Annotated in this window: 12 protein-coding genes and 1 pseudogene; 11 read left to right on the top strand and 2 right to left on the bottom strand. The window is 63.4% G+C overall.

What is annotated here, in order from left to right:
- The first annotated feature begins 17 nt into the window (after nt 1-17).
- The 3 genes from C8K61_RS15135 to C8K61_RS15125 are packed head-to-tail and all read left to right on the top strand — an operon-like array spanning nt 18 to nt 3,227.
- Nucleotides 18-1,268, top strand: coding sequence for a lipoprotein-releasing ABC transporter permease subunit (locus tag C8K61_RS15135; RefSeq protein ID WP_108097101.1), 1,251 nt, complete (start codon nt 18-20; stop codon nt 1,266-1,268).
- Between the two features lie 7 nt (nt 1,269-1,275).
- Nucleotides 1,276-1,983 carry a lipoprotein-releasing ABC transporter ATP-binding protein LolD gene (gene lolD / locus C8K61_RS15130; RefSeq protein ID WP_108097100.1) on the top strand — a complete coding sequence of 236 codons (708 nt, stop codon included), beginning with the start codon at nt 1,276-1,278 and terminating at the stop codon, nt 1,981-1,983.
- Nucleotides 1,983-3,227: a lipoprotein-releasing ABC transporter permease subunit gene (locus C8K61_RS15125; RefSeq protein ID WP_108097099.1), complete on the top strand. Its 1,245-nt coding sequence runs from the start codon at nt 1,983-1,985 to the stop codon at nt 3,225-3,227. Before lolD ends, C8K61_RS15125 begins: the two co-directional genes overlap by 1 nt.
- A 76-nt stretch (nt 3,228-3,303) precedes the next feature.
- Here the strand turns inward: C8K61_RS15125 and C8K61_RS15120 are convergent, their stop codons facing one another.
- Entirely contained in the window at nt 3,304-3,867 is a 564-nt protein-coding gene (locus C8K61_RS15120; RefSeq protein ID WP_108097098.1) for a DUF2062 domain-containing protein, read from the bottom strand.
- A 126-nt stretch (nt 3,868-3,993) separates the two neighbouring features.
- Here C8K61_RS15120 and C8K61_RS15110 point away from each other — a divergent pair.
- From C8K61_RS15110 to murB, 8 genes and pseudogenes are all read left to right on the top strand, one after another.
- Nucleotides 3,994-6,243, top strand: a pseudogene (locus C8K61_RS15110) (DNA internalization-related competence protein ComEC/Rec2).
- Between the two features lie 116 nt (nt 6,244-6,359).
- On the top strand, nt 6,360-6,995 hold the full coding sequence (locus C8K61_RS15105; RefSeq protein WP_108097095.1) for a MotA/TolQ/ExbB proton channel family protein: 636 nt from the start codon (nt 6,360-6,362) through the stop codon (nt 6,993-6,995).
- Nucleotides 6,992-7,432: a biopolymer transporter ExbD gene (locus tag C8K61_RS15100; protein WP_108097094.1), complete on the top strand. Its 441-nt coding sequence runs from the start codon at nt 6,992-6,994 to the stop codon at nt 7,430-7,432. The genes C8K61_RS15105 and C8K61_RS15100 overlap by 4 nt, the downstream gene beginning before the upstream one ends.
- A gap of 27 nt (nt 7,433-7,459) precedes the next feature.
- Nucleotides 7,460-8,461, top strand: coding sequence for a tetraacyldisaccharide 4'-kinase (lpxK, locus tag C8K61_RS15095; protein WP_108097093.1), 1,002 nt, complete (start codon nt 7,460-7,462; stop codon nt 8,459-8,461).
- 33 nt (nt 8,462-8,494) lie between these two features.
- On the top strand, nt 8,495-8,680 hold the full coding sequence (locus tag C8K61_RS15090; protein ID WP_108097092.1) for a Trm112 family protein: 186 nt from the start codon (nt 8,495-8,497) through the stop codon (nt 8,678-8,680).
- Nucleotides 8,681-9,445 carry a 3-deoxy-manno-octulosonate cytidylyltransferase gene (gene kdsB / locus C8K61_RS15085; RefSeq protein ID WP_108097091.1) on the top strand — a complete coding sequence of 255 codons (765 nt, stop codon included), beginning with the start codon at nt 8,681-8,683 and terminating at the stop codon, nt 9,443-9,445.
- On the top strand, nt 9,445-9,909 hold the full coding sequence (locus C8K61_RS15080; protein ID WP_108097090.1) for a low molecular weight protein-tyrosine-phosphatase: 465 nt from the start codon (nt 9,445-9,447) through the stop codon (nt 9,907-9,909). The genes kdsB and C8K61_RS15080 overlap by 1 nt, the downstream gene beginning before the upstream one ends.
- Nucleotides 9,906-10,916, top strand: coding sequence for a UDP-N-acetylmuramate dehydrogenase (gene murB, locus C8K61_RS15075; RefSeq protein ID WP_108097089.1), 1,011 nt, complete (start codon nt 9,906-9,908; stop codon nt 10,914-10,916). The genes C8K61_RS15080 and murB overlap by 4 nt, the downstream gene beginning before the upstream one ends.
- A 136-nt stretch (nt 10,917-11,052) precedes the next feature.
- Here murB and C8K61_RS15070 read toward each other — a convergent pair whose 3' ends face one another.
- Nucleotides 11,053-12,378 (bottom strand): urate hydroxylase PuuD, encoded by a 1,326-nt coding sequence (locus C8K61_RS15070; protein WP_108097088.1) that lies wholly within the window; start codon nt 12,376-12,378, stop codon nt 11,053-11,055.
- Nucleotides 12,379-12,412 lie beyond the last annotated feature (34 nt).

Here is a 12,412-nt window from a genome sequence, read left to right as displayed (position 1 = left end):
GCGAAAACTCTCCTTCTATGTTCAGACCGCTGTCCGTTTTCATCGGTGCACGTTACACCCGTGCCAAACGCCGAAATCATTTTGTTTCGTTCATCTCCCTGACCTCGATGATCGGCCTCGCCCTGGGCGTGGTGGTGATGATCGTGGTGCTGTCGGTGATGAATGGCTTCGACTATGAAATGCGCACCCGCGTGCTGGGCATGGTGCCCCACGCTACCGTCGAGTCGCCGGAACCGATCAGCGACTGGCACGCCATGGCCGACAAGGTGCTGCAACACCGTCAGGTGGTCGCGGTGGCGCCTTTCACCCAGATGCAGGGCTTGCTGACCCACGACGGCAAGGTGCAGAAGGTGTTGATCAATGCCATCGACCCGGTCGAAGAGGCGAAGGTCTCGATCATCGACAAGTTCTTCAAAGAGGGCAGCCTCGACGGGCTCAAGGAAGGCGAGTTCTCGATCATCATCGGCGACAAGGCGGCCAGCAAACTCGGCGTGAAGGTCGGTGACAAACTGACCTTCGTCGCCCCGGAAGTCACCGTCACCCCGGCCGGCATGTTCCCGCGCCTCAAGCGTTTCACCGTGACCGGCATCTTCCACGTCGGCGCCGGCGAGATCGACGGCTTCCTGGCCCTGGCCAACATCCACGACATCGCCCGTCTGCACCGCTGGAAACCCGATCAGGTGCAAGGCCTGCGGCTCAAGTTCGCTGACCTGTTCCAGGCCCCACGCATCTCCTGGGAAATTGCCGGGCAGTTGGGTGACCGCGATTACTACGCCCGCGACTGGACCCGCACCCACGGCAACCTGTACCAGGCCATCCGCATGGAAAAAGCCATGATCGGCCTGCTGTTGCTGCTGATCGTCGCGGTGGCCGCGTTCAACATCATTTCCACCCTGGTGATGGTGGTGAACGACAAGAAAGGCGACATCGCCATTCTGCGTACCCTCGGCGCCACACCTGGGCAGATCATGCGGGTGTTCATGGTGCAAGGCACCGTGATCGGTGTGGTCGGCACCTTGATCGGCGCGGTATTGGGCATCGTCGCCGCGTTGAATGTGAGCAGTTGGATTGCCAGTGTCGAGAGGCTGCTGGGGTTCAAGTTCCTCAATTCCGATGTGTATTTCATCGACTACCTGCCTTCGCAATTGATGGCCCAGGACGTGCTGCAGGTATGCGGCGCGGCCTTGGTGCTGAGTTTCCTCGCCACTCTTTACCCGGCCTGGCGCGCGGCGCGCACCCAGCCTGCGGAGGCGCTCCGTTATGAGTAATGTCGCTATGCAAGCCACAGCCAACCAAGACAAGCCCGGCCACGCCGTTCTCAGCTGCCGCAACCTGGGCAAAAGCTACGACGAGGGCCCGCAATCGGTCACCGTGCTGGCCGACCTGCAACTGGAACTGCACCCCGGTGAGCGCGTAGCGATTGTCGGCAGCTCCGGCTCGGGCAAGAGCACCTTGCTCAATATGCTTGGCGGCCTCGATACGCCGAGCACCGGCAGCGTCTGGCTGGCGGGTGAAGAGCTGTCGGCACTGAGCGAGAAAAAACGTGGCCTGCTGCGTAACCGCGCCCTCGGCTTCGTTTACCAGTTCCACCACCTGCTGCCGGAATTCACCGCCCTGGAAAACGTCTGCATGCCGCTGTTGATCGGCAAGGTGGCGATCCCGGAAGCCCGCCTGCGGGCAACCAAGCTGTTGGAGCGCGTCGGCCTCGGCCATCGCCTGGCACACAAGCCGGCCGAGCTGTCCGGTGGCGAACGCCAACGTGTGGCGATTGCCCGTGCCCTGGTCAACAACCCCGGTCTGGTACTGCTCGACGAGCCCACCGGCAACCTCGACCACCACACCGCCCAAGGCATTCAGGACCTGATGCTGGAGCTCAGCCGCGATTCGAAAACCGCCTTCCTGGTGGTGACCCACTCGATGGAGCTGGCGCAGCAAATGGACCGGATCTGGCGCCTGCAAGACGGCAAGTTGGTGGACGCCTGATGTTCCGCCCGCTCAGCATTTTCATCGGCCTGCGCTACACCGGCGCCAAGCGCCGCAACCATTTCATCTCGTTCATTTCCCTGACCTCGATGATCGGCCTGGCCCTGGGCGTGCTGGCCATGATCGTGGTGCTGTCGGTAATGAACGGCTTCCAGCGTGAAATGAGCTCGCGGATTCTCGGCATGGTGCCGCACGCGACCATCGCCGGTGTGCAACCGATTGGCGACTGGCACCAGGTCGCCGAGGCGGCGCTGAAGAATCCGCAAGTGACTGCCGCCGTGCCGTTCGCCGAGCTGGAAGGCATGCTCTCCTACAAAGGGTTGATGCAGCCGGTGCAGATCAACGGCATCGACCCCAAGGAAGAAACCAAGGTCTCGATCATCGGCAAGCACATCGTCCAGGGCAGCCTGGATGCGTTGCAGCCCGGCGAGTTTGGCGTGGTAATCGGTGAAATCACCGCGCGCCGTTTCCGCCTGAATGTCGGCGACAAGCTGACCCTGATCATCCCCGAGCTGAGCAACGCCCCCGGCGGCATCACCCCGCGCATGCAGCGTCTGAATGTGGTCGGTGTGTTCAAGGTCGGCGCCGAGCTGGATGGCTCCATGGCCCTGATCAGCATCGCTGATGCCGGCCAGTTGCAACGCCTGCAAAGCGGCCAGGTACAGAGCGTGCGCCTGGCGCTGAAAGACCTGTACCAAGCACCGAAAGTATCGGCGGAGGTGGCCAGGCAACTGGGCGAAGGCTATCGCCCGAGCGACTGGACCCTGACCCAGGGCAGCCTGTTCAGTGCGATGAAAATGGAAAAGACCATGATCGGGCTGCTGCTGTTGCTGATCGTCGCCGTGGCCGCGTTCAACATCATCGCCACCCTGATCATGGTGGTCGCCGACAAAGGCGGCGACATTGCCATACTCCGCACCCTGGGCGCCACACCTCGGCAGATCATGGGCGTGTTCATGGTTCAGGGCACCATCATCGGCGTGATCGGCACCGTGGTCGGCGGTGTGCTCGGCGTGTTGGCCGCCTTGAACGTCAGCGCCCTGGTGGGCTGGCTGGAACGCATCAGCGGCCAGCAGATCTTCAGCTCCGACGTGTACTTCGTCAGCAACCTGCCCTCCGAACTGCAAGGTCTGGACGTTGTGTTGATCTGCAGCGCTGCGTTTATCCTCAGCTTCCTCGCCACCCTCTATCCCTCCTGGCGAGCGGCGCAGATACAGCCGGCAGAGGCGCTGCGCTACGAGTAACAAAAAACGCCGCATAAAGCGGCGTTTTTTGTTGGGGGCATCCGTTCGTAGGATAGGTGGCGCGCAGCGATACCCATCAAAGCGCTGCCCGCTCCCGTCTGACTTTCTGACGCTTCTTCCAACTACTACGCACCCACCAGCGCCAATACAGCATGGTCAGCGCATAGCCCAGCACGCCGGCAATCAGCCCGGCCAGTACCGAGCCCAGCAGGAACGGCGCCAGGATCGGTTTCCACAGCAGTTGAATCAGCTCCCACGACGGCGCTTCGAAGAAGTGGCTGATGCGCGGCCAAACGTTGGTGGTGATTTCCCCCGCCGGTATTTGCAGGACCCAGGAGCCGAGTTTGTAGGTGCAATAAAACACCGGCGGCATGGTGATTGGGTTGGTCAGCCATACCAGGCCCACAGAGATCGGCAGGTTGCCACGCAGGGGAATGGCCAGGGAAGCGGCTAGCAGCATTTGCAGAGGCAGGGGGATGAACGCGGCGAACAAGCCGACGGCCATCGCGCGCGCGACTGAGTGACGATTGAGGTGCCAGAGGTTGGGGTCATGCATCAGCGTGCCGAGAAAGCGCAGCGACTTGTGCTCCCGAATCAGGTCGGGATTGGGCATGTAGCGCTTGAACAGGCGGCGCGGCATAGGGCATCTCTGGCAGGCGGAAAAAGGCGGATTATGCCCAGATTGTGCGGGGGCAATGCGTTGACTTTGTGACAACAAATAAGCAGCGCCGGTTTGCTTTAAATAGCGCCGGCAGGAGCAGCTGTTATGCGCACAAGGATGTTGGCGCTGGCCGTGGGCCTGATGGCGCTGCGGTTTGTCCCGGCGTTGCCGTCGGGCGGTTGGCTACTGGCGATTGCACTGGTGGGCGGGTTTTTGCTGGCTTGGCCTCGAGCCTATTGGTGCAGCACACAAGGACGAGCGCTGGGCCTGGCGTTGCTCGGGTTCGCCTAGGCCTGCTTGTCGGCCAGCGCAGCGTTGGAGGACCGCTTGGCGCCGCAGCTCGATGGTCAGGTGGTGTGGCTGCAGGGGCGGGTGGTCGGCTTGCCGGCGCAAGGTAGCGAGGGCGTACGTTTTCAGTTGCAGGAGGTCAGCGCGCGGCGGGCGCAGTTGCCGGGGCGGTTGCGCTTGAACTGGCACGGCGGGCCGGCGCTGCAAGCGGGCGAGACCTGGCGCCTGGCGGTCAAACTCAAGCGCCCGCGCGGCTTGGTCAACCCGCAGGGCTTTGACTATGAAGCCTGGTTGCTGGCGCAGCGCATCGGCGCCCAGGGCTCGGTGAAGCACGGTATGCGCTTGCAGGCCGCCAATGGTCCGTTGGCCTGGCGTGATCAATTGCGTCAGCGCCTGTTGGCGGTGGATGCTTTTGGTCGTCAGGGCGGGCTTGCAGCGTTGGTGCTGGGTGATGATTCCGGTGTTTCGAGCGCCGATTGGCGAGTGTTGCAGGACACTGGCACGGTGCACCTGATGGTCATCTCTGGTCAGCATGTTGCGTTGCTGGCGGGGCTGCTCTATGGCCTGGTGGCCGGTTTGGCGCGGCTGGGATGGTGGCCGGCGCGGTGGCCATGGTTGCCCGTGGCCTGCGCTTTAGCGGCTATTGGCGCACTGGGCTACGGCGTGCTGGCCGGCTTCCAGGTGCCGGTGCAGCGCGCCTGCCTGATGGTGGCGTTGGTGTTGCTCTGGCGCCTGCGCTTCCGCCACCTAGGGGTGTGGTTACCGATCCTGTTGGCGCTCGATCTGGTATTGCTGGCCGAGCCCCTGGCCAGCTTGCAGGCGGGTTTCTGGCTGTCGTTCGGCGCAGTGCTGGTGCTGCTCTGGGTATTTGCCGGGCGTCTCGGCGCCTGGCCCTGGTGGCGTACCTGGGGGCGGGCGCAGTGGACCATGACCATCGGCCTGTTGCCTTTGATGCTGGGGCTGGGTTTACCGCTCAGCCTCAGCGCGCCGCTGGCCAATCTGCTCGCCGGGCCGTGGGTCAGTGTGGCAGTGGTGCCGGTGGCCTTGCTCGGCACCCTGACGCTGCCGATTCCCTGGCTGGGGGAGGGCCTGTTGCAACTGGCCGGTGGGTCGCTGGAGGTGTTGTTCCGCTTACTGACGTTATTGGCCGATTGGCAGCCAGCCTGGCTGGCAACCCGGGCACCCGCTTGGACCTTGCTGCTGGGCGTTGCAGGGGCCGCACTGCTGCTGGCGCCAGCGGGCGTATCAGGTCGGGCGCTGGGCCTGGCCATGCTGCTGCCCATGCTATTTCCTCCGCAAGCCGAGGTGCCGATGGGCCAGGCCGAGGTGTGGCAACTGGATATCGGCCAGGGCCTGGCGGTGCTGGTGCGCACCCGTCACCACGCGCTGCTGTACGACGCCGGCCCACGCTCCGTCGACTTTGATAGTGGCGAGCGGGTGGTGGTGCCGTCCTTGCGCGGCCTTGGCTTGCGCCAGCTCGACCTGCTACTGATCAGCCACGCCGACAACGACCACGCCGGCGGCGCCCTGGCCGTACAGCGCGGCCTGAACGTGGCGCGGGTGCTCAGTGGCGAGCCGAACGAACTGCCTGCCGCCCTGGCGGCCCAGCCCTGTGCCAATGGCGAAAGCTGGCAATGGGATGGCGTGCAGTTTCGCACCTGGCGCTGGCCGCAAGCCGGCGAGGGCAATCAAGCCTCCTGTGTGTTGTGGATCGAGGCCCAAGGCGAGCGCCTGCTGCTCACTGGCGATATTGATGCCGCCGCCGAAGCTGCCTGGCTGGCGGCCAACCCGACCGTGCAGGCCGAGTGGTTGCAGGCGCCGCACCATGGCAGCCGCAGTTCCTCGTCGCTGCGTTTTCTGCAAGCGCTGGCGCCGCATTCGGTGCTGCTGTCCCGCGGCGCACACAACAGCTTTGGCCATCCGCACCCGCTGGTAATGGCGCGTTATCAGGCGTTGGGGTTGCGGGTGTACGACAGTGTCGAGCAGGGCGCGGTGCGGGTTCGCCTGGGCGCTCGCACTCCAGCTTCGGGCCAGCGTGAAGAACATCGATTTTGGCGGGAAAAATGAGAACCGCGACGGTCGGCGCGCTGGCGACCCTATGCTAGAGTGGCGCCACTTTTGTCAGGGCCACTTTCCAATAAGGCCCGCTTAACCAGGCCGCTTTACCAAGGAGAGCCAACGCCGTGTGGGAGCTAGTCAAAGCAGGTGGCTGGATGATGCTACCGATCATCCTGTGTTCCATCGCTACCGTGGCCATCGTTGCCGAACGCCTGTGGACCCTGCGGGTCAATCGTGTTGCACCGCCCCATTTGCTGGGCCAGGTGTGGCGCATGATCAAAGACAAGCAGCTGAACAAAGAAAAGCTCAAGGAACTGCGCAACAACTCGCCGTTGGGGCTGATTCTCGCTGCCGGCCTGACCAACTCCAAACATGGTCGCGAGATCATGAAAGAGTGCATCGAAGAGTCGGCCAGCCGCGTTATCCATGAGATGGAACGTTACCTCAATGCCCTCGGCACCATTGCTGCCATGGCGCCGCTGCTCGGCCTGCTCGGTACCGTGTTCGGCATGATCGAAATCTTCAGCGGCTTTATGGACAACGGCCAGGCCAACGCCGGGCAACTGGCGGGCGGTATCGGCAAGGCGCTGGTAACCACTGCTGCCGGCCTGATCGTGGCTATTCCGGCGGTGTTCTTCCACCGTTACCTGCTGCGCCGCGTCGATGAGATCGTGATCACCATGGAGCAGGAAGCCATCAAGCTGGTGGAAGTGACCCAGGGCGATCGCGAAGTCGATTTCGTTGAGGACAGCAAGCCGTGAAATTTCGCCGCAGAGCCAACAGTGTCGCCCGCGATGAGGTGTTCCTGAACCTGACGTCGCTGATCGACGTGATTTTCGTGCTGCTGCTGTTCTTTGTCGTCACCACCACTTTCAGCCGCCCGACCCAGCTGAAAATCGACCTGCCGGAAGCCGCCAGCGGCACGCCGCCGGAAGCGACCCAACTGAAGCAGATGGAAGTGGCGATTGCCGCCGACGGCACCTACTCGTTGAACGACCAGGTGTTGGCCAAGAGTGATCTGGCCACGCTGATGGCGGCCATTCAACGTGAGTCGGATGGCGACAACAGCCTGCTGCTGACCATCAATGCCGATGGCAAAGCCACCCACCAGGCGGTGGTCACCGCCATGGATGCCGCCGGTAAGCTGGGTTTCAGCCACCTGCGCATCACCACCATCGAGGCGCCGTCGGCGCCTTGATGTATCGCCGCTAAAGGCCGGCCTCTGATGGCTGCTTCGGAAAAACTGCTTAACGCCTGGTACCAGGGCCATCCGGCCCTGCGCCTGCTATGGCCGCTGGAATGCCTGTACCGCGCGGTAGTGCAGCGCAAGCGCCAGCGTTTTCTGGCCGGCGAGGGCGAGATCTACCGCGCTCCGGTGCCAGTGGTGGTGGTCGGCAATATCACCGTGGGCGGCACCGGAAAAACGCCGATGATCCTCAGCCTGATCGCCCACTGCCAGGCCCGTGGCCTCAAGGTCGGAGTGGTCAGCCGGGGTTATGGCGCCACGCCGCCCCAACTGCCGTGGCGGGTGCGTGCCGAGCAGTCTGCCAGCGAAGCTGGCGACGAGCCGCTGCTGATCGTGCAGCGCACCGGCGTGCCCCTGATGATCGACCCCGACCGCTCCCGTGCCGTGCGTGCCTTGCTGGCAGAAGAGACGTTGGACCTGATCCTCTGCGACGACGGCATGCAGCACTACCGTCTGGCACGGGATATCGAGCTGGTGCTGATCGACGCGGCGCGCGGTCTGGGCAATCGCCGCTGCCTGCCGGCCGGGCCGTTGCGTGAACCGGTGGAGCGCCTGGATAGCGTCGACGCCGTGCTGTTCAACGGCGCCAGCAGCGACAGCGCCGAGGGCTTCGCTTTTACCTTGCAGCCTTCGGCGCTGGTCAACGTGCGCAGTGGCGAGCGGGTGGGCCTGGAGCATTTTCCTGCTGGCCAGGCCCTGCACGCCGTCGCCGGCATCGGTAACCCGCAGCGTTTCTTCAACACCCTCCAGGCGTTACACTGGCGCCCGATTCCCCATGCCTTCGTCGACCATGCCCAGTTCGATGCCGCGCAGCTGAATTTCAGCCCTGCATTGCCACTGGTGATGACTGAGAAAGACGCCGTGAAGTGCCGCGCCTTTGCCGCCGATGACTGGTGGTACCTGGCCGTTGATGCGCAGCCTTCGCCGGCCTTTCTGGCCTGGTTCGATGGCCGCCTTGAAAGCCTGCTGGCGTCCCGCTGAAGCTCTCCATTCAACCGTTTTAAGGATCATGCAATGGACCCGAAACTGCTCGATATCCTCGCCTGCCCCCTGTGCAAAGGCCCGCTGAAGCTGGCTGATGACAAGTCCGAGTTGGTGTGCAAGGCCGATGCCCTGGCCTTTCCGGTGCGTGAAGGCATCCCGGTGATGCTGGAAACCGAAGCCCGCAGCCTGAATGTCGATGAGCGCCTGGACAAGTAAATGAGCACAGTTTTCACCGTCGTAATTCCCGCCCGTTTCGCCTCTACCCGCCTTCCAGGCAAGCCGCTGCAAGACATCTGCGGCAAGCCGATGATCCAGCACGTCTGGGAACAGGCGAAAAAAAGCAGCGCTCAACGGGTGGTGGTGGCCACTGATGACGCGCGCATCGTCGAGGCCTGCAAAGGGTTTGGCGCCGAGGTGGTGCTGACCCGCGTCGACCACAACTCCGGCACCGACCGCCTCGCCGAAGTGGCCAGTGCCCTGGGCCTGGCGGGCGATGCCATCGTGGTCAACGTGCAGGGCGACGAGCCGCTGATTCCGCCGGCCGTTATCGACCAGGTTGCAGCCAACCTGGCCGCCCACCCCGAGGCGGCGATGTCGACCTTGGCCGAGCCGATCGAAGAAGTGGCGGCGCTGTTCAATCCCAACGTGGTCAAGGTGGTCACCGACCAGAACGGCCTGGCCCTGACCTTCAGCCGCGCGCCGCTGCCCTGGGCCCGCGACGCCTTTGCTGCCAGCCGCGAGCAACTGCCGGCCGGTGTGCCGTATCGCCGTCATATCGGCATTTACGCCTACCGCGCGCAGTTCCTGCACAACTTTGTCAGCTGGGGCCCGTGCTGGCTGGAAGACACCGAATGCCTGGAGCAACTGCGTGCCTTGTTCCACGGTGAGCGCATTCATGTCGCCGACGCCCTCGAAGCACCGCAAGCCGGTGTCGACACCCAGGAAGACCTGGAGCGCGTTCGGCGCCTGCTGGGGGCCTGATGCGGGTTCTGTTCGTGTGCCTGGGCAATATCTGCCGTTCGCCCTCGGCCGAGGGCGTGTTCCGCCAGCAGCTGTTGCAGGCCGGGTTGGATGGCCTGGTGGAAGTTGATTCCGCCGGCACCGGCCCCTGGCATGTGGGCAAACCGGCAGACAGCCGCGCCAGCGCTGCGGCGCTGCAACGCGGTTATGACCTCTCGGCCCTGCGCGGCCGGCAGGTGAGCAAGGCCGACTTCGAGCGCTTCGACCTGATCCTGGCCATGGACCACAGCAACTTCGCCGACCTCAAGGCCTTGCAGCCGGCCAATAGCCGCGCCGAGCTGGACCTGTACCTGCGTCGCTACCAACTGGATGAAGACGAAGTGCCCGACCCTTACTATGGCGGCGCCGATGGTTTCGAGCATGTGCTTGACCTGCTGGAAAGCGCCGGCGCGCAGTTGCTCAACGAAGTGCGGGGCCGCCTATGAAGTTGTCCGAGCAGGTCTCGCTCAAGCCGTTGAACAGCTTTGGCGTCGACGTGAAGGCGGCGCTGTTTGCCGAAGCCGATAACGACGCCGACGTGCGTGCCGCCCTGCAACTGGCCGAGCAACGGCAGCTGCCGTTGCTGGTGATTGGTGGCGGCAGCAACCTGCTGCTCACTGGTGATGTGCAGGCGCTGGTGCTGCGCATGGCCAGCCGTGGCATTCGCATTGTCGAAGACGGCGAGCAGGTGCTGATTGAAGCCGAGGCCGGCGAGCCGTGGCACCCTTTTGTGCAATGGACCCTGGCCCAGGGCCTGGTTGGTCTGGAAAACCTCAGCCTGATTCCCGGCACTGTCGGTGCGGCACCGATGCAGAACATCGGCGCCTATGGCGTCGAGATCAAAGACGTCTTCCACAGCCTGACCGCGCTGGACCGTCAAACCGGCGAGCTGCGTGAATTCGGCCTGGCCGACTGCAACTTCGCCTACCGTGACAGCCTGTTCAAACAGCAGGCCGGGCGCTGGCTGATTCTGCGCGTGCGCTTTGTGTTGAGCCGGCAGCAGACGTTGCACCTGGAATACGGGCCGGTGCGTCAGCGCCTGAGCGAGCAGGGCATCGACAGCCCGACAGCCAGCGATGTCAGCCGTGCCATTTGCTTAATCCGTGCGGAAAAGCTGCCGGACCCGGCGGTGCTGGGCAATGCCGGTAGCTTCTTCAAGAACCCGTTGGTGAGTGCCGAGTTGGCGGCCAAGGTGCGTGCTGAGCACGCTGATGTAGTGGCCTATCCGCAGGCCGATGGCCAAGTGAAATTGGCTGCTGGCTGGTTGATCGAGCGGGCAGGGTGGAAGGGTTTTCGTGAAGGCGATGCCGGCGTGCATAAGTTGCAGGCGTTGGTGTTGGTGAATTACGGGGGCGCCACCGGTAGCGAGTTGCTGGCGTTGGCCAAGCGGATTCAGGCGGATGTGTTGGCGAAGTTTGGCGTGGAATTGGAGATTGAGCCGAACGTGTTGTAGGTTGGGTTGAGCGCAGCGAAGCCCAACGTTACGCGATTTGTTGGGCTTCGCTGCGCTCAACCCAACCTACGGGTAATCGATTTACCCAAACAAAAAACCGCGCTCAAGGCGCGGTTTTTTGTTTATGGCGGGTAACTCAGTTCACCTGCGCACCCTTGGCAATCCACGCCCCGATCAGCTCACGCTCCTGCGGCGTCATCTGGGTCAGGTTACCCAGCGGCATGGCCTGAGTGGCCACAGCCTGCGCTTGAATGCGCGGGGCCATTTGCTGGATCTGTGCCGGCGTATCAAACATCACCCCAGCCGGTGCCGCGCTGAACATGCTGTTGGTGGGCTTGGCCGAGTGGCACACCGCGCAACGCACTTGAATCACTTCATGCACCTTGTCGAAACCCGCGCCGGCCGCTGGCGCAGTCGCCTGGGCTACCGGTTGCTCAGCCGGGGCTGGCTGCTTGGCGGCTTCTTCAGCGGCTTGCTTGGCGGTCTTGCCACCAATGGCGGTTGCTGGCAGCGGTTGGTACTCGATGGTTTTCGCCGCCTGAGCATCGCTCGCACCGCTAACGGTGGACAGGCTCGGGCCGGTGACAAACGCCAGGCAGATCATGCCCAGGGCGCCGGCCGGCAATGCCCAGCTGAAGCTGTTGCTGGTGTGACGGGTGTTGAAGTAGTGACGCACGATCACTGCCAGTACCGCGATGCCCGACAGGATCAGCCAGTTGTAGTGGCTGCCGTAGGTGCTCGGGAAGTGGTTGCTGATCATGATGAACAGCACCGGCAAGGTGAAGTAGTTGTTGTGGCGCGAACGCAGCAGGCCTTTGGCCGGCAGGGCCGGGTCTGGTGTGCGGTTCTCTTCGATGGCTTTCACCAGCGCGCGCTGGGCGGGCATGATGGTGTTGAACACGTTACCGACCATGATCGTGCCGATGATGGCGCCGACATGGATGTACGCGCCGCGACCGCTGAACACCTGGCTCAGGCCGTACGCCGCGCCAACCAGCAAGGCGAACAGCACCAGGCCGAGCAGGGCCGGTTGTTTACCCAGGGGTGAGTCGCAGAGGAAGTTGTAGATGAACCAGCCGCTGACCAGAGAACCGACGCCGATGGCGATGGCCGCTGCCGGGCTGAGGTCGCTGCCGGGCATGATCAGGTACAGCGATGGGTTGAGGTAGTAGACGATCAGCAGCAGGGTAACGCCCGACATCCAGGTCCAATAGGCTTCCCATTTGAACCAGTGCAGGTTGTCCGGCATTTTTGGCGGAGCCAGTTTGTATTTTTCCAGGTGGTAGATGCCGCCACCGTGGATGGCCCAGAGATCGCCTGCCAGACCGTCGCGCGGGTTGACCCGGTTGAGGTTGTTTTCCAGCCAGACGAAGTAGAACGAGGCACCGATCCAGGCGATGCCGACGATCATGTGAACCCAGCGCACCGCCAGGTTCGCCCATTCAATCAAATGTGCTTCCACAGTCTTTACCTCTTTCCCGGGCTCGGCACGCCGA

Source organism: Pseudomonas sp. GV071, from assembly GCF_003050835.1.
Lineage (GTDB): Bacteria > Pseudomonadota > Gammaproteobacteria > Pseudomonadales > Pseudomonadaceae > Aquipseudomonas.
Note: the sequence above shows the minus strand (reverse complement) of the source record. Positions and strands in the feature narration are given on the sequence as shown.

What these genes read in the sequence shown, in the direction of transcription:
- C8K61_RS15135 (WP_108097101.1), top strand. Translation starts at nt 18, where the DNA reads ATGTTCAGACCGCTGTCCGTTTTCATCGGTGCACGTTACACCCGTGCC.
- lolD (WP_108097100.1), top strand. Translation starts at nt 1,276, where the DNA reads ATGCAAGCCACAGCCAACCAAGACAAGCCCGGCCACGCCGTTCTCAGC.
- C8K61_RS15125 (WP_108097099.1), top strand. Translation starts at nt 1,983, where the DNA reads ATGTTCCGCCCGCTCAGCATTTTCATCGGCCTGCGCTACACCGGCGCC.
- C8K61_RS15120 (WP_108097098.1), bottom strand. Translation starts at nt 3,867, where the DNA reads ATGCCGCGCCGCCTGTTCAAGCGCTACATGCCCAATCCCGACCTGATT.
- lpxK (WP_108097093.1), top strand. Translation starts at nt 7,460, where the DNA reads ATGGCTGCTTCGGAAAAACTGCTTAACGCCTGGTACCAGGGCCATCCG.
- C8K61_RS15090 (WP_108097092.1), top strand. Translation starts at nt 8,495, where the DNA reads ATGGACCCGAAACTGCTCGATATCCTCGCCTGCCCCCTGTGCAAAGGC.
- kdsB (WP_108097091.1), top strand. Translation starts at nt 8,681, where the DNA reads ATGAGCACAGTTTTCACCGTCGTAATTCCCGCCCGTTTCGCCTCTACC.
- C8K61_RS15080 (WP_108097090.1), top strand. Translation starts at nt 9,445, where the DNA reads ATGCGGGTTCTGTTCGTGTGCCTGGGCAATATCTGCCGTTCGCCCTCG.
- murB (WP_108097089.1), top strand. Translation starts at nt 9,906, where the DNA reads ATGAAGTTGTCCGAGCAGGTCTCGCTCAAGCCGTTGAACAGCTTTGGC.